Source organism: Lentisphaera marina (assembly GCF_028745505.1).
Lineage (GTDB): Bacteria > Verrucomicrobiota > Lentisphaeria > Lentisphaerales > Lentisphaeraceae > Lentisphaera > Lentisphaera marina.
In genome coordinates, this window is record NZ_JAQZZL010000002.1 from 2,339,750 (window position 1) to 2,362,344 (window position 22,595).

Sequence of the window (22,595 nt, forward strand, 5' to 3'; positions counted from 1 at the left end):
AGCTTAGTATTTTTTAAGGGATCACAGTATTAAAAAATGAAAAACTAGCTGTTTACATGACTTCTTTAAGCCATAATACTTTCGATGCCAGATCCTTTCACAAAGAAACAAGTTGTGCCCAATTTCTCGGACAAATCTTCCATGTGCTCTTTTTGGAGTTCATCACTGTGACCGAAAATATTGAGGTCGGCTTTGTCGACCAAATTCAATGCATCAGAAAAGCTCTCATCACTCACAAAAATCTCGACATTTGAGCCCAAACGCGCCAAGCTAATAAGGTTCTTAAAAAACTTCCTCGTCGGCCTTTTGTATTCTTCTTTACTCACCGCACAACAAAGTCGAATCTTGCCTTTCCAATTGCCCGCAATTTTATACGCAGTCAAGGCTAACATATCTACGTTGGTCATATGCAATCCCAAGTTCCAATCTGGCGATTGATCCCGCACCCAAATATTGATACTCTTTTCACGACCAAAAACATTCTCTTGATTCAAACACATCAAGACTAAGGACATGCGCCCAGATTTAGCTGTGATTGCCGCTTCTTTCAGTTCTTGATCGCTACGGTCTTCAATGGGCATAAATAATACATTTGGCTTAAAAAATGAGCCCCTCATCACAGATACAGCGGTTTTAACCGCACCACTAAAGCTACGGGCTTCTACTAAGGAACTCGTTGCGAAAATTTTCTTATCATTGAGTTCTTTCACCACTTTATTGACTCCGCGCAGTTGCTCGGTACTCGCTTTATCTTCATAACGCAAAGCAACCACTTGCAAGGAACCCTGGGGATAGGTAAAGGCTTTGAGTACTGGACTAACCCCTTCGAGTTGCGAGCTCTTTTCTACCGGCATAATGAGGTCGGGTTTCCACCCTCGTTTTTGCTCAAAATAGCCCGTGCGAAACACCTTTTTTGCTGCCCAGTTGGCAATAATTCCAAATAGACCCGAATGAACGGTTTCCCAAGGTTTTTCGAGCTTTCTCCTATCTAATATAATATAGATTGCCAAAATGATTCCCAATGACACCAAAGACATGAGCGGATTGATCACAAACATGGCCCCTAAACAACAAAAGGAACCCAAGAAAGGCACCAGAAAAGGAATCGAAAAGACCGGGCGGAAACTGATCAAGTTCATCGATTTCTCAATACAGAGAACTGTATTAATGGTGAAATAAGCAAGAATGAAAAACATGGTCAAAATCATTGCAATCGCATTCAAATCTCCCAATAACATGACAATAAAAACTTTAATGCCTGTATAAATCAACGCCTTGCGAGGTTCGCCTTTACTTTCTTGTTCTAAAAGGTCCCCACGGGGAACAATGCGGTACTCACCCAAAGCCTGTAAAACTCGTGGTGCCGCCGCTAATGAACTCAGTGTGGCCGTGAAACATGAAGCAATGAGACCACATTGAACTAAGAGTGGCCAGCGGGCGTAATCGATCAAAGCGGTTGTATTGCTAACCAACTCTGGTGTTGGCACTAAGAAAGAGGCTAAAACTGCTACAGAAGCATAGACGACAAATGAAATTCCCCACGCTCCCATAGTTCCTTTTGAAATACTCCGGCGTGGATTTTTTAAACTCCCCGACATGCTAGCACCAACCATCACGCCTGTAGCCGCAGGAAAAAAAACCGCAAATAAAGACTTGAAACTATTACCGTCAGCAAAGTCGCCAATGAGTTGCGGGCTTTGCCACTCATGCACACTTAAACCCAAGAACATACTACTCAAGGCGACGACAATAAAAACCATCACTAAGTTCTGAACTTTAAAGGCGACTCGCGTGCTAATTAATGTGAGGCCCAAGGCACAAAAGAAAAAGACCGTAACCATAAAAGTTTCATACATCCCAGCCTCAACGACAGGTCCTAAGAAGGTCGACTCCATCCTTTCCGCCGGAAACAAGGATAACCAACCTTCTTTCATACCATGCAAATACATCGCGGCTGACATCGCCTGTGCAAAATAAAGCGGAATGCCAATGGCTCCACCAATTTCCAAGCCTAGCGTTTGCCCCACCAAAGTGAATACGCCGCCCTTCTCCATGCGCACATTACTGGTAATTGAAGAAATAGATAAAGCTGCCGTCCCAGTGATGATATAAGCTAGAACAATCACTCCCAACGCGCCTAGCAGGCCCGCATGACCTACGAGCCAGCCCTCACGAATGTAAAGCATCACACCAATAATGGTGAGCAAAGTGGGTTTTAGGACGCCATGAAAAGTACCAAAGAGTTCAGGGCTCGCCCCATTATCGACCTTCCCCGCTGAGGAATCAACTGAAGTCTGAACTTCGTTCTGAATCGACATAATTTAGTTCTCTCGTTTTAAGTATAAGAGAACAATAAACTAAGTATGAAAACTTACAGTTTACCACTTGAGATTATTGGCAGATTTTTGCTTTATTTTTTACTGAAAAATTCAGCTGATTAATTCTAGCTCAAACAAAAAATTAAATCTTGAGCGAATTAAATAAAAAAACCCATCAAGTTTTGATGGGTTTTTTATCTAAATCAAAGCTTGTTTTTAGCGAATTGATTCTTCCGGGAGTTCTGATTTTATACCCTTATCAATCGGCATTTTATCTGGATTCGCTCCCGTAGCTTTAAGCGTTTTTGCGAGTTCCGCAGCCAAATTTGACTTAATAGCGCGATAAGCTGGATCTTCAGCTAAATTGCGCTTTTCACTTGGGTCACGCTCCATATTATATAATTCTTCCATGTGGCGAAGTTTACCGCCATCACCGTGGGGGTAAGCAACATACTTCCACTTGCCATGACGAATCCCACGAACGTTGGGTGTGTAGGGAAATTGGATTTCATAATTATATTCATAAAGCCACGTTTTACGCCAGTCCACTTCTTTAGAATCATCGAGAAGAGGAGCCCAAGAAAGACCTTGAGCAGAAGGCATTTTTTTGCCAACGGTGAGTTCCATAATGGTCGGTGCCATATCAATCGAAAGCACTTGTTCTTTAATTACTGTTCCGGCTTTGATTTTCTTTGGGAAACGCACCGTTAGGGGGATGCTGATACTCGCTTCGTGCATGGTGCGTTTATCAATCATGCCATGCTCACCCAAGAGGAAGCCATTATCTGAAGTAAAAATCAAAATGGTATTGTCGAGGATGCCCATCTTTTCCAAATGATCATAAACACGGCCGACGCTGTCGTCAACTGAGTTAATTGTCGCCGTGTAGCTACGAACAAAATTTTCGAAATCAACAATTGCCGACGCTTTTTCATTGGGGAAATCTTTACGAAAGCCATAAAGAGGACCATAAATACCGTGCCAAGTAGGCAAGCGATCAACAATCCATTTGGGCTTGTCAGCTAAGTTCCAAGAACTATTCGGGTAGGGAACAGGCACGTCATTATAAATGCTATCATATTTTGCCTCTGGGATAAAGGGTCCATGGGGAGCTTTATGGCCAAGTACGAGGGCAAAAGGCTTATCTTTTTCGACATTATTTAAAAAGTCTATCGCCATATCCGTTACTTTATGCGCATAATAACCGGGAACTTTTTTGCGATCTCCATTGATGTTAAAAGTGGTATCCCAATACTTACCTTGGCCTTTGTGAGTTACCCAATAATCAAAACCTGGACGTTTGGAGTCATCATCTTCTCCCATGTGCCACTTACCGATCCAAGCGGTCGTATAACCTTCGTTTTGAAGTAAAAGTGGGAAGCTTTTGAGGTCGTGGGGATAGTCGGTAAAGTTATCGTAAACCTTGTGTGTGTGAGTATAAGTTCCGGAAAGGAATGCCGCTCGGCTTGGTGAACATAGAGATGTTGTGCAGTACATATTTTCAAATTGCACACCCTCAGCGGCAATTTTATTAATACTTGGCGTATCAATTCCCAAGAGAGGGTTCTTGTGGTAGCCGACTGCATCGCCACGTTGATCATCCGTCAAGATGAAAACTACATTGGGACGTTCTGCGGCTTTAATTGCTAAACTACTCAAAAATATGGCAGTCGTTAAAAATAATTTTTTTCTTAGTGTCATAGGAACTCACTTCTAATTTCGAGAATAAATATCTATAAGTCTTTATTGATGGCTATTATAAGGATCTTAACAAGCATACACCAAAAGATGACAATAAATGTGCCATTTCAAACAAGTTTTTGTATTAATTCACTCAAATTCTGATGAATTCAGGTCTAAAAAGCTACTGACTATGTTTAATAGTATTTACTTTATAATTGAAATACAACTCTTGAAATATGAAGGTCCAAATCCCGTTAAACCAATTCGATTCATTATTTTGTGTGCCCAATAATTCGTTCATTCTATTACGCCCCTTAAAGGCCCATACCAAACTCAGAATTATATAAAGGTAATCCACAACATAACCAACATAATCAAGATAAGTTAAAATTTGTACATCATCAACAAAAAAATAAATGATAAAGATTGGAATTGATATAATCGCCAGTGCAAAAATTGTGTTCACTAAAAGCTTAGAAATCTTTGCTGAATCATCAACATAATTATTAATCACTTCACTTTGCCGCTTGATATAAAATGCTGTGTAAATACCCAAAGTGATTATACTTAAAACCAACAATCTAAAAGTACCTTGATGGGCGAGGTCATCGATAATACCCATGACTCCATTATTCTTAAAGTTAAGCTCTGATTGCGGTGGTGTGTAAACTTCGTTCATGTATTTGATTTACCTTACTTATATTAAATTTGCAGAGTAAATCTTATAAAAATTTAACTCCCTCCAATAGCTACCCATATAATACACTCGCTAAGACCTTTTAACAGCTCAGTATTTTACTGACAATTCAATTTATTGGAAGTCATTCTTTCTTTAAGGTTGAAGCCCGTACTACGAACATTTGTATGCAGTTCACGCTTTAGAGGCTGTATAAAAAATAGAAATACAACTCAACTTAGGGCTGAAAGCCCGAAAGTAGTAAAGTCAAAGCGCGCATATTAAGTTCCTAAATCAGTTCATTTAAGAGTAATAGCAAGCCACTGACCATATGTGTCAGTTTTTTTACTCTTTCATTAAAAATGATTCAATTAATTCCTTGATTCAAAGGGATCGTCGATAAGATAAATGATTCAATGAACTACCTGAATCCGTGATCAGGTTTTGAGATTCATGAGATAATGGTTTGGTCGAGTAATTCTTAGATCGTTTTTATCCCAGATTGTGAGATGTCCTTATTTCTTAAGCCTATCGCTCGTGATCAGGTGTCTAAGGATAGTAAATATAGCAATTTCTAAGGCAATTCACCCAACTTGGACAGAGTAAAGCACAAAACTCAATAAAAGAGCTTTGCAATAAACTTCTTATTAGTGGATTAAAGGCTAAATGATATTTTTTGATACAGCTTAAACCAAGGGCTATGTCGACCAAACTTGAGAGTTTCATCTCCTGCGTGCTTTACGTGTTTACAAGCGGTTAAAATCAAGTCACGTATCACGCACCGTAGGCGGCGTCGTTGGGCTTTGATTTTAATTGGAGCCAAAGATTTATTATGGATAAGGTGATTACCAATGACTCTGAGCACATTAAAAGCGAGCATAGCGCAGTGCAAAAAGAATTGATTCGCTTTAAATTTCCCTGAGGGTAAACGCTCTACATTCATATCGCTCTTCAATTCGCTATGGAACTGCTCACTGGTTCCATGATCGTGATAAAGTTCGATCACATCCTCGGCTTCTAAAGGTAAATTCGTCCAATAGGTCTCCACTTCGATTTCTGGCATCAAAAGTCGATTGCCATCTTGATCTTCGAGTCGTTCCGTAACTTTAAAAATAACAGGAACCACTTTATGTTCTTCATTGTTTCCAGGATGTTTGTGATGGAGTTCACCGACAAAGACACTCTTACCATCTCGAGATTTAAGCTGTCGCCCTAAACGCCGTGCGTTGGATAGCTACTGTTCTTTAGATTCCTTTCTAAGGTTCCGTTTAATCAGAAAATATTGATCATCAGGAAGGTGTCCGAAATTAACCTCAGCATCGTGAGCGGAATCTAAACGAAGTAGTACGGGGTGCTTAAGCTTTAATTTTTTGATCATAGTAAAGCTGTCATCTAAGAACTCTGGCATCCCTTTTTGTGCATGCTGTGAACCTGGACGCAGCTCATTATTTAGCATAAAGCCCTCAGTTCCAAGGTAGGCAAACATGGGAGAAAATCCGTCATGATTTTTATATGTCCAACTCACATTTTCTTTATGGCTACCGGAGTTATCCATGGGTGATACATCCATATCGAGTGGAATAAAATTCATCCCCCCTTTTGATATATTACCTATACACTGTTTTTTGAGCAGGTTTGTATTCGCTGATTTTAAATGCACTTCATGCTCAGAAGACATGATTTCTAGTCGTTGACGCAAACGTTCCTCGGATGGAACTTTGTTTAATCCAAGTGATTTCATAAAGACTTCGTTTTCACGAAACTGACTAATATCTGTGAAGCGTTCACGCCCCTGAATCAGTAACCCCACCTGTGATTTGAAAATATCTAGATCTTGAAAGATATGATTGGCCTTGTGATCTGTATTGAACTCATCGTCAATTTCACTTTGTTGAAGGACTTGGCCACCTAAAAATATTCCGCCAATACTGTGAAGGGAATCATTGCCTGTGTCGAGTTTAAATGCTTTATTCATGAGAAAACCTGTTGGGTGATTTTGGTGTCGTAACTTAAATTACTATAAACCAACAGGTTTTCTTGTTTTTAAGCTGTTTTTTAAGATCAGCTCACGGATTCAGGAACTATATATAAACAAGGCAAGTAAAGCTGATATACCTTCAAATCTCAAAGGACCTTTCCCTGATGTCTGAAATCCACGATAAATATAAAAGCGATAAGCGAAGTAGTAGACAACTTGCCGAAGAATACCGTGCTGCTATAGAACCTCATCAGCCTATAAAAATGATTGCCACCATTCATTATCGAGGAGGCCAAGAAGAATTTGATCTTGGAGTGGAATATACGAAAAGCCCCGATCCATGGGATCGTGTTCTAGGAGCTGATATTTTAGGTCAATTGGGCTGGGGCAAACAAACTTTTCTAGAAGAATCTGTTGATATTTTGATAGGCCTTTTAGGTGATGACCATACTGATGTTATCTCCGCTGCAGCTGTTGCCCTAGGTCACCGCAATGATGCGCGCGCTATTCCCCATTTAGTAAAACTCGTTCACCATGAAGATGTGCGCTATGGCGTCGTATTCGGCTTACTGTATTATGAAGAGCCGGAGGCAGTTCAAGCGATGATTCATTTATGCCAAGACAAAGATGAAGATGTGCGTAATTGGGCGCTTTTTGGAATAGGAAGTCAAATTGAACTTGATACTCCGGATATAAGACTCGCTCTTTTTAAGGGTTTAAATGATGCTCATGATGAAGCTCGTGGAGAAGCTTTAGTTGGTCTCGCTGTTCGTGGCGATCAACGTGTAGTTAAGGCTCTTTTAAAAGAATGGGAACGCGATGATATTGGTCGCCTAAGTCTTGAAGCGGCCGAAGCTATCGCCAATCCATTGCTCTTGCCAAATCTGCAAAGGTTTCATGAAACTCTGGATCTCGATGACGACCCTCATTACAAGCAAACCCTTGAAGATGCCATCAAAGCCTGCGATAACTTGTGCGGCTAAAAGCTAGCTCCAAAAACGAGAAAGCCGCGGCATATGCCACGGCTCCCCGCCCTATCCACTCCCAGTGGAGGATGCGTTTGTACTCCTCAAAATTGAAAAATCACAATTAATAAAATTTATTCACATAGAATAACTCATTTGGGGGACATGTAATAAACTTTATTACTTACTTAAATAATGACTTAAATCGTGGCCGTGCATTTTAGCTCGTTCGACAGTGAATTTGATTTCGCCTTCCATCCACTTACGGTATCCCGTCAAGCGTTGGTATTCTTTTTTGCCGCGCGCATCACCCTGATCCATGAGCTTTTTGTTCTCGATGATTTCTCGATCAGTATTAGGAATCCATAACTTGGTCATTCGGTCGAGGTAGCCAATGCGTAAATCCATCAAATCTTCTGCCTTCACTTTTGTAATGTAAGTATCGAGCGTTTTTTCCATTTCAATGGTTTTCTCTGGCATTTGTTTGGCAATATTATTGCCTTCTGATACATCTTTACTTAAATCAAAAAGTTGTACATCTTTAGTATCTAAATTCTTGAGAATTTTAAATTTTCCGGATATGAGTGCGCTTTCTGGTTCACCGTTATACCACGGGAAATAAAAGACAAAATCGCGTAAATTGCGCTCGACTGAAGCTTTATCTCCTTTTGCCAAGACATTCTTCAAACTTCCTCCTTCAACTTCTGGTGGTAGGGCATCCGTACCACCTGCGAGGTCGTAAAAAGTTGCAAGAATATCCCATCCCGCCGTCGGCACGGATGTGTAAGAATTGGCTCTCACTTTAGGTCCTCGTACAATAAAAGGCACGCGAATTCCGCCCTCAGTTAAATCGCCTTTAGAACCGGACAAGCGACCATTATTTCGCATGCCGCCGCCATTATCTCCGGTGATGATCACATAAGTATTGTCAGCAATACCCAATTCATCCAAACGGTCTAAAACACGCCCAAACTGAGCGTCCATATCATCCACCATCGCGGCATAATTTACAATCCAGTTATGCTTATACATACTCTCGGTTATTTCTGAATCTGGAAAGTAATCATGTGCTTCGGCACGATTTGAGCGAGCTATTTTTTTATATTTCTCACGGGTTTCTGCAAAGGAATCATGCCAAATATGCACGGCATAATGCGAGAGCTGCACGAAGAAGGGCTTACCAACTTTATTTTGATCTTCAATAAATTTAATCGTTTTATCAGTTAAAGAGACCATGCGCTTGGGGTCGTCTTCTGGCAAGTGAGTTTTGAAGTCATCCATGTAATCCCCTTCTCCATTGCCTGTAGGACCATCGGTAATTTCGTAACCCGCTTTCCTAGGAGATAATGAAGGGATATGCCACTTGCCAAAGTGCGCACTAATGTAATTGGGGTTGGCCTTTTTTAAGGCCTGAGGAATAGTAATCACCCCGCGATATTCTTTGGATGCGGCTTCGGAATGCAGTACGGCATTGAGCATTCGCGCTGGCGTCATGCCATGCTGAACACTATTGCGTGATGGTGTACATACCGGTGAAGGCGCATACGCGCTAGAAAAGACCATGCCTCCTTCTGCTAAACGTACGATGTTGGGAGTTTGATAAAAATCGCTACGACTTCCTGTATCGCCAGGAATCATTTCTACTGCGGTATCAGCCCAACCTAAATCATCTAAATAAATCATAATAAAGTTGGGGCTCTTGGCCTGGAGGCCAAAACTAAAGAGTACGAGGCTAATAATAAAATTTTTCATAATGATAGGTCATCCTTAATGTTTTACTTAATTAAGGGGCTCAACGCAAAAACTAAATATCTCAGTATGACAAAAATTTATCACAGAACGACAGCTCGGTTCAATTACCCTTCTTTGCCATCGGGTCTTTTACTCAAGAGTATGGGAGTAAAAACAATGAAGTAGATGAGGTAAGCTAAGGTCCATAAGCCGCTGGACCAAATGATCGCTTCGAAGAATTTGGACTCATCAAAAATGGGTAAAAAAATACGTATAAGTGCCGCCAAGCTTAAGGCAATAAAACTGATGTTCATCCACAATGAGCTCTTGATTTCGCGGCCCGTGTGACCAATTCCCACACGTGTCATCATCGCTAAAATACTGACACCAATCAAACCCGCAGTCAAAGCGTGAACGCCGGTGTGACCACCCATGGGATCATAAGCCGCAAATGCTTTGATCAATAAAGCAAGGGGTAAAAAACTATAAGCGACATACAAAATTAATAGGATGGGCTTTGTCAAGATCTTAAGACTTCCCCATAGAAAAATGCGCAACAGGTGGATCAAAGCAAAAAAGGCATAGAAATATTTCACCCACTCACCCTGAAAGACATGAAAGTCACATAAGATAAGAAAAATCACTGATAAAACGGCTAAAAGTTCTATGGGCATTTTTTTCTTAGCCGAATCATCTTCAAGTGCTTTATTCGTGAAAAAAGGTAGAATCCGCCCTGTTATAATGACGATCATCAAAACAATTAGATCAATGGCAAGAAACATTCCCAAGCGCAATGAGTTGTCTGTATAGCCTAAAAGTTCCGCGTGGAACATGAGATTAGCAATAAAAAGCGCCGCGAGCAGCCCCGTCATCATCAAGTTTTTATATTTTTTTGATTTGATTAAAGGCCGAGTAATGAGCCAAGCTAAATAAGGTATAAAGAGCAGATCAATTAAAGCAATGAAATGAGGATTCACATGTGTAAAGGGAAGAATTCTTGCTCCTAACCAAATTAAAATCAAGGGAATTAATTGAACTCCACAAGGAAGTTTTTCCCCTGTCCAATTTTGAACGGCAGTTAATAAAAATCCCGCAATCACTGCTAAGCAAAAGCCAAAGACCATCTCATGACTATGCCAATACAAGAGACCATACTGAGTTTCGAAATGCATACCATGTGCCAGCACTCCACCCCAGTAGAACATCGATAAAACGGTAAAGGCTGAAGCGAGCAAGAAAAAGGGTCGAAAAGCTAAGGGTGCTTTGGCAAATTCTAAGGCTTTCATAATTCACTCACATTTAAACTTGATTATTTTAGTTAAGTATAATACTTGTTCGCAATAATTACTAAATAATCGCTGATTATTTTGTGTATTTCCAAAATAAGTACAGACCTAGCCAATCTGAGCTCTTAAAGAGGTCTCAACTATTCTATGTTAAAATTATCCTCAATCATAATACTTTGAGATAAAGGATTATCTACAGTCAAAAATCTCGCGCAAAGCCGCGGAGGCGCAAAGAAAAGAGATTAGCTTTTAAGCGCTGAAATTCTATAAGGCAATTGCGGGCACCGTAGGATAATCTCTATATCTACTTGAGAACACAAACTCTGTAGCTCAGCGACTCGGCGTGAGTAGATTCCTGTGACTCAGACCCCACTTAAAGCTTAGGGCTCGGCTATTCTGTGTTTAACATTATCCTCAATCATAATACTTTGAGATAAAGGATTATCTACAGTTAAAACTCTCGCGCAAAGCCGCGAAGTCGCAAAGAAAAGAGATTAGCTTTTAAGCGCTGAAATTCTATAAGGCAATTGCGGGCACCGTAGGATAATCTCTATATCTACTTGAGAACACAAACTCTGTAGCTCAGCGACTCGGCGTGAGTAAATTCCTGTGACTCAGACCCCACTTAAAGCTTAGGGCTCGGCTATTCTGTGTTTAACATTATCCTCAATCATAATACTTTGAGATAAAGGATTATCTACAGTTAAAAATCTCGCGCAAAGCCGCGGAGGCGCAAAGAAAAGAGATTAGTTTTTAAGGGCTGAAATTCTATAAGGCAATTGCGGGCACCGTAGGATAATTTCTATCTCTACTTGAGAATACAAACTCTGTAGCTCAGCGACTCAGCGTGAGTAAATTCCTGTGACTCAAACCCCACTTAAAGCTTAGGGCTCAATTATTCTGTGCTTATACATTATCAGCATACTTTGAGATAAAGGATTATCTACAGTCAAAAATCTCGCGCAAAGCCGCGAAGTCGCAAAGAAAAGAGATTAGCTTTTAAGGGCTAAAATTCTATAAGGCAATTACGGGCACCGCAGGTTAATTTCATATCTTAGGTAACTGCAGGCGTAGCCGATCTGCAGTGAGCTTGCGAACGATCTGCAAGCGAAGCAATCTGACAACTTCGATTAACAAGTGGAGTCAAAAATCCGCATAGAATGCGGGGCTCCCAGCTTTTAACTGCAAGCGAAGCGATCTGACCTCTTAATTAGGGTCAACTATTCTGTGTTCGGAAAGAGCCAGGTGGAATTTGGCAGTAATTCTTAAAGGCCTTGGAGAATGAATATACAGAACTGTACCCAACGCGATCGGCAATAGCATCTAAAGTTAACTCCGTGGAAATGAGTAATTCTTGTGCGCGTTGCATACGAATTTTTGTGAGCATGCCCTCGGCAGTCGTTTCATAATTTTTCTTCATGACACGCTGAAACTGCCGCACCGATACTTTGGCTTTGTAGGCGAGTTCCGATACACTCCAACTCGCTTCTGGCGAGGCATTGACTTCTTCCCAAACTTTAGCCAGAGTTAAAGCATTACGAGAATAATCATTTTCGGAATCAGAACCAAGTTCTCGGTCAATGCACAGGCTAATATAAGAGGCTAAAGCTCGCGCTTCTTGCGACATACCATCTTTGCAATGGGTTGATTCGGATAAATACGCTTCTACTGCATTAGCCAAATGAAGCACATCATTTTGCAACATTTTGCAAGTTACTGAGCCTTCTATGTGCTCGCGACTGTTAGATTTGATAAGCGCTGCCGATATAAACTTCCAGTCACTTGTTGCTTTGTATTGATAGGATGTATCTGCCGGTCCAATCCAAATGGTATTTTCTTTTATTAAGCCACTTCTGCCTTTGCAACTGTATCGCGCCGAGCCAGAAATAGTGATGAGTGCTATGTGCCAAGGGGCTGAAACTCGTTGGATTTCATAGGGAACTTTAACTTCGTGTATACCGACACCACGAATTTTCTTTTGTCGAAAAGGCTCGGCGAATTTGGGAACCATGGGCAAATGTTGATCGCGGGAATCAACCGAAATACAAGCATAGTCTTTTAGTATAGCCATAATCAGCTCCTGGCATAATTTATTATTTTTATAATTAAAAAATAGGACAGAAATTTCAATTATTCAATACAAAACACTAAATTGTCGTCATAAGACATGGCGTAATCAGACAAATTTATGGCGTAATCAGAAATTGTAATGACTCTCCCCGGATATTAGAATGAATCAATCAAAACAACTCAAACCAATCTTAGACTGACCTGTCAAAACCCAGGAGCTTAATTAAATGAAACCAATCCTCTCTCTTCTCGTTTTCTTCATCAGCACGACTTTGTTCGCGGCTAAACCTCACAAAGACTTTTGTGCGCTTTTGGAACGCGACATCCAAGATAAACTTTACTCTTTCATTGCTGGTAACAAAATGTACTACATCGGCGGCAAAGTTGATGAATACTGGAAACCCGTTCATTCCGAAACCATCGGTTTCACACATCCCATGTTTCGCGATGGCCGCGCTCGTGGCTACGGCATTGTAGAAGGCCAAGGCGGCAAAGGCGGCAAAGGTCACGATAAATTTGGCTGGGAATTCTGGAATCACGTCAAGGGTGCGGAAGGCACTGTGATCATTGATGGCAAAAAATATAAACGTCCCAAGCCCGAAAAAATGCTTTGGCGTCCCGATCGCGTCACTTGCCTCTATCAAGTAGCTGGGGTCAATATCAAAGAAGTTAAATTCATTGACCAAAACGATGTATTAGCTACTATTATTAGTGCTGACAAAGACATCCAAATTGAGTTCACGGGGTATAGCTTTGTCAATGATAGCGAGTTCCCAACTTGGGATGGCGATGCGGCCGGACAAAAGTTTACTCAAAGTCAAACAGCCACCAGTCAATACGATAAATCTAGCAACTCTATCCACGTTAAAGAGGGCGGTACAACACTTACAAAATCTGGCTGGAAAGAGACTAAAGTAGGCAAAATCATGTATGATGGCATGAGTATCGTACTCAGTTCTACGGCCTCTTTTGGCGATAGTGTAAAACTACATAAAGACGAGAAAGGTCGTCAAGTTTATACTTTTACGATTGCAATTAAAGCTGGTAAAGATGAAACGCTAAGTTACGCACAAGACGACCAACATTCAGTTGCACTAAAGAATAGTAAAAAGCTCCTTGCGAATCCCGCAAAAGCCCTTGAGAGCAAATTCACTTGGTTCAACGATTTACTCAATAATCAAATCCCTTACTTTGATGCTTCAGACAAAACTGCAGTTAAAACTTACTACTACCTCTGGTCGCTTTACTTCATGTACTACACTGATATTGGCGAAGGCTTTGAAGAATACCCACATACACAAACGGCTATCAACAACTTCATGGGTCTTCACCTTTGGGATTCTTGGGCCTACACGGCGGTTGGTGCTTGGACAGTCGACAAATGGAAATGGGGCTACGGTAATGTTCTTTCTTGGAAGCATATGATTCCATTTAAAAACAAAGCGAATGGCTTACCCGATAACTTTGGTACAACTTGGTACTCACCTGAAGTTTGGATGAACTTAGTTGGTTCAGTTGAATTCTCGTGGGATATGTACCGCAAATCTGGCGATAAAAAATTCCTCAAAGAACTTTATACAGAACTCTGGAAGCCACTTTATTGGGATCACGCAGGTCCACAGGCCTCCATGGGTGAAGAACTCAATGCTCTTGCTGACCTAATCAAAATGGCCAAAGAACTCGGTATGCATGAAGACGTCAAGCACTGGGAAGCCATGCACCCACAAATGTATAAGAATTGGTCTCAGCACTGGGAAGCTTATGCGCCTTCATTTTATGCCGCTAAAGGGGCTCCTTGGAAAGATATCTGGAATATCATCTCATTAATGACACGTGAAATGCCGCAAGAATGGGCCGACAAAATGATTGACCGTTGGGTTATGAACCCTGAAGATGGTTTCCTTGGTCCTGTCTCTTTCCTCATTCGTCCAATGACAGATCCCCCCAATGGCGTTTTTACCGTATCATCAATCTCTACTTGGTTGGCAACAGAGGGCGTATTCCGTCACAATCGTGGTCGTGAAGGTGTATTCGCTACATTGAGTCATATCAATGGCATGAACAAAGCTCATGGCTTTCCAGTTGCTCCTGAATGCTGGGAACCAGAAAAATTTGGCCCTTGGGGTTCACTCTACTACAACTGGGATGTGCCGATTGTTGACCTCCTTATCAAGCGTATTGCTGGCATCGACTTTTCACTCAAAACTGACACTTTCACCGTTAACGAACACCTCCCTGAAAACTGGGAATGGCTCGAAACTTACATACCCGTCACCAAAGATGGTAAGACGACTTGGGTACATGTGAAGCTTGATCAAATGCACACTAAAGATGGTCTCAATAAAAATATCCAAGTGAAAAATAATCCGCTTGGCAAGCTCGAGATCAAAGCTTGGAGCGATTCTCGCGAAACTTATACAAAACGCCAGAAACTTGATGGTGCAGAAGGTAAAATCTCTGTGAAACTTGGACCGAAAACTCTCACACCAAAAACTTTTGTCACTGTATCACCCGTGGACCGCAAGTTTTACCGCCCCATGGAAATCACCCTCCAAAATCTTAACCAAGAAACCACTTTGCGTTACACGCTCGATGGTTCAGTACCAAATGAGAGGTCTCCTATCTATACTAAGTCACTAACACTCGACAAGACTTGTCAGCTCAAAATGCGTGCTTGGGATCAGTGGGGCAAAGCTTACCAAACCGCCACACTCGATTTTGAACGTCAAGAAGCTGTAAAGCCCGTGAAGCCTTCTGTAAGCCAGGGACTTGATTACAAGATCTTTAAAGATTCTTTCCGACGCATCCCAGAATTCGAAAAGCTTAATGCCTCTGCGCAAGGTCACACTGAAGTTATTGAGCCTCGTAAAGTCGCTAAAATGCAAGATGAATTCGGCATGCAGCTCATGGGCTATATCAAAGTACCCAAAACGGGGCTTTATACCTTCAACCTTAAGAGTGATGATGGTTCACGCCTTACAATTGCAGGTCAAAAAATCGTTGAGCTCAATATCCTCTCCGATCGCGACCCCTGGGAATCTAAAGGTAGTATCCCACTCGAAGCGGGACTTCACCCAATACAAATCGATTATTTCCAGCACAAGGTAAATAGCTCACTCGAAATCATGTATTCTATTGATGGTAGCGAGATGCAGGAAATTGAACTCGAACAATTTTTCCGTCAGGTTAAATAATTGAAACGCTTAATCACCACATTATTTGCGCTTCTTTTTACGCTGGCGGCAGAAGAAAAGGTTCATTTCAAAACCACGGACTTTGCTCCAGCTCCCGATTCAGCTTTTAGCATCGATGGCAAAGCAAACCTCGCAGTTTATCACGCCTTCCGTAAAAAGTATCCGAACATTGTCCCAGAGGGCAATCCCATGGGACTCAAATTCGAGGGTGCCGCTGGGGAAGCGCCCTTGCTCATGTCGATTGCAGGCGAAACGGCTCCGGATGTTTTTGCTGTAAATGGCCGTCAGTCAGGTTCTTTTGTTCAGCGCGAATTTCTTACCCCTCTCGATCAATTTATCAATATCGATATCACTGCTGAAGAAGCTAAAGAACAGGGTATTTTCAATGAAGATATCATGTACAAAAATGAGTTTGATGAACGTGTCAAAGGCCAGGCAAAAGATGCGGTTTACCGCGTCGGTCCCGACGGAAAAAAGCATTTCTATTTTCTGCCTTATTCCTACTGGGCACGTGCTTTAGCTTACTCCAAGAACCTCTTCCTCGAAAATGGTCTCGATCCTGAAAATGGCTACCCAAAAACTTGGGACGAAATGCTCACTACTGCCAAGAAACTTCACAAGCCAGAAAACAACTCTTACGGTATGCTCGTGGATACTTCTGGCGGTGCATCTTGGATTGCTCTCCCCCTCTTTTATGCCAATGGTTCCAAGTTCATTGAGCGCGATGCTGAATCAGGCGAATGGCGTGCCACCTTTAACGACAAGGGTGCCGTCGAAGCCGCCGATTTTTATCTTCAGCTCGTTGATGGTGCATGGAAGAATGACAAAGGCGAAGAACTCTATGGCGTAGGCCGTACTGAAGCCGCATGGCCCTTGTGGAACAAAGGTCGCGTCGGCATGGTTTTTCTCTACATCAATGATTTGCTGATCAATGCAGACACCAACTTATCGGCACTCAACCCCGAAGAACTGGGAATTGTGCCCATCCCCACTGCTCCTTCAGGAAATAAAACGACTGAACTTCACGTTCGCGGCTTAGGTATTTGTGCCACGACTCCTAAAGAAAAGCTTTTAGCTACCTGGCGTTTCATTCGTTTTGTGGGTTCACCCGAAGCGCAAAAAGAGATTGTTCGCGTCTATATTGAAAATGGCTATGGCTCTTACATCAACCCAGAAAAACTCAAAGAATTTGGTTATGAAGAATACCTTCACCGCGTCCCCAAGCAATGGGCAGCAACGCTCAAAACGAGTTTAGAAGATTCCTACCCAGAGCCCTATGGCAAAAACTGTCAGGTCTTCATCCTACGTGCGTCAAAACCTCTTGAAGCCGCTTTAACTGCCGAGATCCCGCGTATCAAAGATAAAAAGGAACGCCTCGAAAAGCTTCAAGTCCTATACGATAAAGCTGTGGTTGAAACCAATGAAAAAATGCTCGGTTACGTTCCCGAAGAAACCATGGAATTCCGTCGTAAAGTGGCTCTTGCAGTGATTATCACCATTGCCGTTGCTTTCATTGCCATGTTCATCTATATCTGGAAAATTTTCACTCCCCCGAAAAATGAGTATGCCAAAAAAATTAAGTGGACCAAAAACTTACCCGCTTACCTTTTATTGACTCCTGCCATCGGGACGATCGCCATTTTCAATTATTACCCATTAATTTATGGTTCTTACATGGCCTTCCTCGACTACAACGTTATTGCGGGTGCCGCAGGTTCCAAATTTGTTGGTGTCGATAACTTTGCTGCCATCTTATTTGACTCTACTTTCTGGATTTCGATGCTGAGAACTTTTGAATACGTTTTCTGGTCACTCATTCTCGTTTTCCTTTCTCCCATTGTCCTTGCCCTGATTCTTTCAGAAATCCCTCAAGGTAAAATCTTTTTCCGTATTGTTTATTACCTCCCTGCGGTTGTTTCTGGCCTCGTCGTCATGCTCATGTGGAAGATGTTTTTCGAGCCGAGTTCAAGTGGTATGTTCAACCAAGTTCTCGACATCATTGGCATTGGCCCTCAGAAGTGGTTGCAAGATAGTTCACTCGCAATGATCTCCATTTTGCTCCCCGTTGCTTGGGCAGGAGTGGGACCTGGTTCATTGATCTATTTGGCTGCCCTCAAAACGGTGCCCGAGGACCTCTACGAAGCCACCGCAATTGATGGTGCAGGTTTCTTCAAACGCATTTGGTATGTAACTATTCCAACCATTCGTCCCCTCGTACTCATTCAATTAATCTTCGTTTTAATCGGGGCTTTCCAATCAGCTGACAATGTACTTGTCATGACTGGTGGTGGACCTGGTGATGCCACCAATGTGATTGGCCTGGAGATTTTCTATAATGCTTACGTTTACCTCAAATTCGGAACTGCCATTGCCATGGCGTGGGTTCTTGGCTTCTTACTCATCGGCCTCACCATGTTCCAAATGAAAAGGATTTCCAACATGAGCTTTACTGCAGGAGATAATAAATAATGAGTATCGTACTTCACACTGAAAGAAAAAATATATCGACTCGAATTCTCTATGGCGTCATGTATATCCTACTTGCCATTGGCGCCCTATCGATGATCTATCCCTTCCTCCTCATGGTCTCTGGCTCAATGAAAAGTCGTATTGATGAGAATGAGTTCAACATCGTGCCAACTTACCTCCACGATGAATCCATGCTCTTCAAAAAGCAGATTGAATCAAAGTATAACGAGAATCTGCAACTCTATTTACAGAGTAATAATGAGCAAGTTTTCAACTTCCGCAATATTGCTATGCCAGAAGTCCACAAGCCCGCACTCATTACGGATTGGATCGAATTCAATCAGACTGAATTGCCCTTATCCTGGTTTGTCATTGGTTATGGTCCAACGGGTGATGGTAAAATAATTCAGCGCAATGAACGCGAGTTCCGCAATTATATTAAAGCCGTCTGCAATGATGACTTAAATGAATTTAGCCAACGCTTTGGCGAGCCTTTGGAGAATTGGTTCTTCCTCAAGTTCCAATCCGAGCGCCTCTTGGATAGAACTTTCCTACTGAATCCAAGTGATTTATTTAAGAATTTCTATGAATTCAAAGCTCAAATCAAGAGTGAAGATCGCATCTTCATGTCCGCCATGGGTGCCTACAGTAAGTTCCTCAAACAAATTGGTGCTGAACCAGAAATACTCACTCAAACAATCACATCAGAGAATATGGAACGCTGGGTACGCACCATTTTGCACCCTCAGTTCGTCAACTTCTCTACTGAGGGTTTGAGCCACTGGAATAAATTCTTGACCGCTAAATACCAAAAAGTCGAGTTTCTGAATAAGCTCTATGGCACGACTTATGTATCCTTTTCTGAGGTTCCTCTTCCTGGTGATAGAATTTATTCTAGCCCTCAGGTAACAGATTATATGTTGTTCATTTCCGAGCAGAAAAACTCGCCAAAAGAATTCATTACTTTGAATACTCCAGAATTTACCTGGCAAAAATTCTTGATGTCTAAGTATGGTTCACTCGAAAAAATTAACGAGAGTCACGGACGTCAATTTAACTCAGTCGATGAAGTGCGCATGCCGCAAAAAGAATTCGATTACGCCATGGTGATCAAAAATAAATCCGATGTAAAATCCAATTTCTTAACGCGCAACTTCACGATGGTTTTCGAATACGTTTTACTTTACGGCAAGGGGCTTTCCAACACCGTGATTTACTGCCTCTTATCCATCGTGCTTTCCCTCTTGGTTAACCCCATTGCGGCTTACGCACTATCCCGCTACAAATTGCAGAGTCAGTTTAAAATCCTCTTATTCTTGATTGCGACCATGGCCTTCCCCGCGGTTGTTACCATGATACCAAACTTCCTCTTGCTACGCGATTTGGGTCTGCTCAATACTTTTGCCGCCTTACTACTGCCCTCAATGGCCAATGGCTACTCGATTTTCCTGCTCAAGGGTTTCTTTGATTCCTTACCAAGGGAACTCTATGAAGCCGCAGATATTGATGGTGCAAGTGAATGGAGCAAGTTTTGGATGATCACCATGAACCTCTCGAAACCGATTTTAGCCGTCATCGCACTAGGTGCTTTCAATGGAGCTTACTCGAATTTCATGTTTGCCTTCATCCTCTGCCAAGATCGCGAGATGTGGACCCTCATGGTCTGGCTCTATCAACTGCAGCAATTCTCGTCCCAAGGGGTCGTCTTTGCCTCCCTCTTAGTTGCCGCGGTCCCCACTTTACTCATCTTCATTTTTTGTCAAAATTTAATTATAAAAGGAATCGTTGTTCCAACGGAGAAATAATATGCCTACAATAAAACATAAAGAAATAAAACCGATTACTTTTAACCAAGTAACACTTAAAGATAGCTTTTGGCTACCACGTTTAGAAACTCAGAAAAAAACGACGCTGCCCTTTGCCCTACACAAAACTGAACACGCCGTTGCCAACCTCAAACGCTGTGCCAATTTCCTCAAGGGTATTCCCGACGAAAAGCCCTTCACCCACCGCTTTGTCACTTCTGACCTCTACAAAGTTATGGAAGGTGCTGCTTACTTACTGATGCTCAATCGGGATGCCGAATTAGAAGCGCAAATCGATGAGATTATTGAGATCATTGCCGGCGCTCAACAAGATGATGGCTACCTCTACGTCAACCACATCACCAAAACTTTTAACGTCGATGAAATGGGTACTAAACCCTATAGCTTTGTCATTCATTCTCACGAGCTTTACAATGTTGGGCACCTCTATGAAGGTGCGGTTGCCTACTTCCAAGCCACGGGTAAAGATGCTTGGCTCAAAGTTGCCGAAAAATCAGCTCAGCACGTCTACAAAGTTTTTGTCGAAGGCGACCCCAACTACAATGATGGCAAACCCGTCAATCAGGCTCCTGGTCACCAAGAAATTGAGCTTGGCCTCTGTAAGCTATACATGGTTACTGGCAATAAAGTGTATCTCGAACTCGCTAAACATTTCCTCGAAATTCGCGGCGTCACTTTCATCCCCGATGGCGAAGGAGTTAATGCCTCTGATTACGCGCAACAACACGTAGCACTCACTGATCAAGACAAAGCCGTAGGACACGCTGTTCGCGCCGCTTATATGTACGCTTCGATGGCTGAAGTCGACATGCTCGAAGATAAAAATCATTACACCAATGCCCTTAACAAAATCTGGCACAATCTCGTCGATATGAAGATGCATATTACTGGTGGTCTTGGCGCTATTCACGGCATTGAAGGTTTTGGCGACGATTTTGACTTGCCCAACAAAGAAGCCTACAACGAAACTTGTGCGGCCATTGCCAACGTCTTCTTCAATTACCGCATGTTCTTACTACACCGTGACGCCACTTATTTCGATGTTGCGGAAGTCGCACTTCTCAACAACTCCCTCGCAGGTGTGAATATGGAAGGTGATAAATTCTTCTATGTCAATCCCCTTGAAGCCGATGGCCAACGCCTCTTTAACCATGGTAACGCTGGTCGTTCTGCATGGTTTGATTGCGCATGCTGCCCTTCCAATATTGCCCGTCTCATGCCACAAGTCAGTGGTTATATGTACGCCACTAGCGAAGACGAAGTCTTTACACTACTCTACGCTGGTTCCGAAGTCGATTTAGAATTGGAAAACGGCAATATTTCACTCAAACAAGAAACTCAATACCCCTTCGAAGGCAAGGTTAAATTTGACCTCGACATGGAAGAAGATTCTGAATTCACTTTTAAGCTTCGCATTCCATCTTGGGCAAGAGAAAATTTCCTCCCTGGTGCTCTCTACAAATATATCTCTAAACCTAGTGAGGCTTGGACGGTAAAAATTAATGGTGCGGCCGTTCAGTGTACACTCGATCGTGGCTTTGCTTCGATTCGTCGCACTTGGTCAAAGGGTGATATCGTTGAGCTCGAACTTCCCATGCCGATCATGAGTTCAGTTTGCGATACTCGCGTCGACGCCAATGTCGGACGAATTTCACTTACTCGTGGCCCTCTAGTACTTGCTGCTGAAGAAGTCGATAATGCAGGACCCGTTCAACGTTTCTACTTAGAAAAAGAAGTCGGCACCTTTAAGCAAGAAGCTATCCAGGAGGGCAACCTCAGCGGCATGCCTCTACTCACCGTTCCTTGTAAAGAAATTGACAAGGGTGAGAGTTCGATGAAACTCATCCCTTATTTCGCTTGGAATAATCGTGGTAACTGCTCAATGAATGTTTGGTTCCCCAATATCGAATCACTCGCACAAAAATCCTTGGATTCGATGCAATTCAATAATGATCACTATGGTGAAATCACGACGAGCTTCACTGCTAATTGCGATACTAATGATGCACTGAAAGATGGCCGTCGTCCCCAATCAGCTAGCGATCGTAGTCTTCCAAAATGGTCCTCCTCTGGACAAGAAGGACAAGAGCAAACCATTGAATTTGCCTTCCCCGCAAAACAGAAAATTGAATCGGTTGGTGTGTATTGGGCTGAAATGGATTCCATTGCGACTCCTGAATCGTGGGCAATTCAATACAAGAAAGATGGCCAATGGTTAGCCTTCGAACGCTACGTGACCGACTTCTTTGGTACTGACCTTAATATGTATGTCGTCGTTCACCCGGCTGCTGCCCTGCATTGCGAAGGCCTCAAGCTCATTATTAAGCCTCAAGCTGGCAAGGCGGTTGGCCTTCTCGACTTAGACCTAATGATCGATTAATTCTCCTTGTGCTTCTCGT

Annotated in this window: 11 protein-coding genes and 1 pseudogene; 5 read left to right on the top strand and 7 right to left on the bottom strand. The window is 42.3% G+C overall.

From position 1 onward, the window contains the following. Positions 1 to 65: 65 nt before the first annotated feature. The 4 genes and pseudogenes from PQO01_RS20555 to PQO01_RS20570 all read right to left on the bottom strand — a co-directional run bounded on the left by PQO01_RS20555 (position 66) and on the right by PQO01_RS20570 (position 6,652). A complete protein-coding gene (locus tag PQO01_RS20555) occupies positions 66 to 2,318 on the bottom strand; it encodes an APC family permease (protein ID WP_274316102.1) in 2,253 nt (750 codons plus the stop codon). A gap of 216 nt (positions 2,319 to 2,534) precedes the next feature. Further along, positions 2,535 to 4,019: a sulfatase family protein gene (locus PQO01_RS20560; RefSeq protein ID WP_274316103.1), complete on the bottom strand. Its 1,485-nt coding sequence runs from the start codon at positions 4,017 to 4,019 to the stop codon at positions 2,535 to 2,537. A 163-nt stretch (positions 4,020 to 4,182) separates the two neighbouring features. Then, the gene (locus tag PQO01_RS20565; RefSeq protein WP_274316104.1) at positions 4,183 to 4,680 is read right to left on the bottom strand and encodes a DUF4234 domain-containing protein; all 498 of its coding nucleotides are present in this window, start codon (positions 4,678 to 4,680) and stop codon (positions 4,183 to 4,185) included. Positions 4,681 to 5,332: 652 nt separating this feature from the next. Then, positions 5,333 to 6,652, bottom strand: a pseudogene (locus PQO01_RS20570) (IS1380 family transposase). A gap of 167 nt (positions 6,653 to 6,819) precedes the next feature. Between PQO01_RS20570 and PQO01_RS20575 the strand changes: the two are divergent. Then, entirely contained in the window at positions 6,820 to 7,638 is an 819-nt protein-coding gene (locus PQO01_RS20575) for a HEAT repeat domain-containing protein (protein WP_274316105.1), read from the top strand. Between the two features lie 162 nt (positions 7,639 to 7,800). Here PQO01_RS20575 and PQO01_RS20580 read toward each other — a convergent pair whose 3' ends face one another. The 3 genes from PQO01_RS20580 to PQO01_RS20590 form a co-directional block, all read right to left on the bottom strand. Next, entirely contained in the window at positions 7,801 to 9,372 is a 1,572-nt protein-coding gene (locus tag PQO01_RS20580; protein WP_274316106.1) for a sulfatase, read from the bottom strand. Positions 9,373 to 9,476: 104 nt separating this feature from the next. Beyond that, a complete protein-coding gene (locus tag PQO01_RS20585) occupies positions 9,477 to 10,637 on the bottom strand; it encodes an NnrS family protein (protein WP_274316107.1) in 1,161 nt (386 codons plus the stop codon). Positions 10,638 to 11,853: 1,216 nt separating this feature from the next. Continuing rightward, positions 11,854 to 12,708 carry a helix-turn-helix domain-containing protein gene (locus PQO01_RS20590; RefSeq protein WP_274316108.1) on the bottom strand — a complete coding sequence of 285 codons (855 nt, stop codon included), beginning with the start codon at positions 12,706 to 12,708 and terminating at the stop codon, positions 11,854 to 11,856. Positions 12,709 to 12,934: 226 nt separating this feature from the next. On the opposite strand from PQO01_RS20590, the gene PQO01_RS20595 reads away from it, so the two are divergent. From PQO01_RS20595 to PQO01_RS20610, 4 genes are read left to right on the top strand one after another with little or no spacing between them, the layout of a single operon-like run. Next, positions 12,935 to 15,901 carry a PA14 domain-containing protein gene (locus tag PQO01_RS20595; protein ID WP_274316109.1) on the top strand — a complete coding sequence of 989 codons (2,967 nt, stop codon included), beginning with the start codon at positions 12,935 to 12,937 and terminating at the stop codon, positions 15,899 to 15,901. Next, positions 15,902 to 18,370: an extracellular solute-binding protein gene (locus tag PQO01_RS20600; RefSeq protein WP_274316110.1), complete on the top strand. Its 2,469-nt coding sequence runs from the start codon at positions 15,902 to 15,904 to the stop codon at positions 18,368 to 18,370. Continuing rightward, complete coding sequence (locus PQO01_RS20605; RefSeq protein WP_274316111.1) at positions 18,370 to 20,175, top strand: carbohydrate ABC transporter permease; 1,806 nt, start codon at positions 18,370 to 18,372, stop codon at positions 20,173 to 20,175. The genes PQO01_RS20600 and PQO01_RS20605 overlap by 1 nt, the downstream gene beginning before the upstream one ends. Before the next feature lies 1 nt (position 20,176). Beyond that, positions 20,177 to 22,576 (top strand): glycoside hydrolase family 127 protein, encoded by a 2,400-nt coding sequence (locus PQO01_RS20610; protein WP_274316112.1) that lies wholly within the window; start codon positions 20,177 to 20,179, stop codon positions 22,574 to 22,576. Positions 22,577 to 22,595 lie beyond the last annotated feature (19 nt).

Coding starts and splice junctions, on each gene's coding strand:
- PQO01_RS20580 (WP_274316106.1), bottom strand. CDS start 9,372: ATGAAAAATTTTATTATTAGCCTCGTACTCTTTAGTTTTGGCCTCCAG.
- PQO01_RS20555 (WP_274316102.1), bottom strand. CDS start 2,318: ATGTCGATTCAGAACGAAGTTCAGACTTCAGTTGATTCCTCAGCGGGG.
- PQO01_RS20575 (WP_274316105.1), top strand. CDS start 6,820: ATGTCTGAAATCCACGATAAATATAAAAGCGATAAGCGAAGTAGTAGA.
- PQO01_RS20565 (WP_274316104.1), bottom strand. CDS start 4,680: ATGAACGAAGTTTACACACCACCGCAATCAGAGCTTAACTTTAAGAAT.
- PQO01_RS20585 (WP_274316107.1), bottom strand. CDS start 10,637: ATGAAAGCCTTAGAATTTGCCAAAGCACCCTTAGCTTTTCGACCCTTT.
- PQO01_RS20590 (WP_274316108.1), bottom strand. CDS start 12,708: ATGGCTATACTAAAAGACTATGCTTGTATTTCGGTTGATTCCCGCGAT.
- PQO01_RS20610 (WP_274316112.1), top strand. CDS start 20,177: ATGCCTACAATAAAACATAAAGAAATAAAACCGATTACTTTTAACCAA.
- PQO01_RS20560 (WP_274316103.1), bottom strand. CDS start 4,019: ATGACACTAAGAAAAAAATTATTTTTAACGACTGCCATATTTTTGAGT.
- PQO01_RS20595 (WP_274316109.1), top strand. CDS start 12,935: ATGAAACCAATCCTCTCTCTTCTCGTTTTCTTCATCAGCACGACTTTG.
- PQO01_RS20605 (WP_274316111.1), top strand. CDS start 18,370: ATGAGTATCGTACTTCACACTGAAAGAAAAAATATATCGACTCGAATT.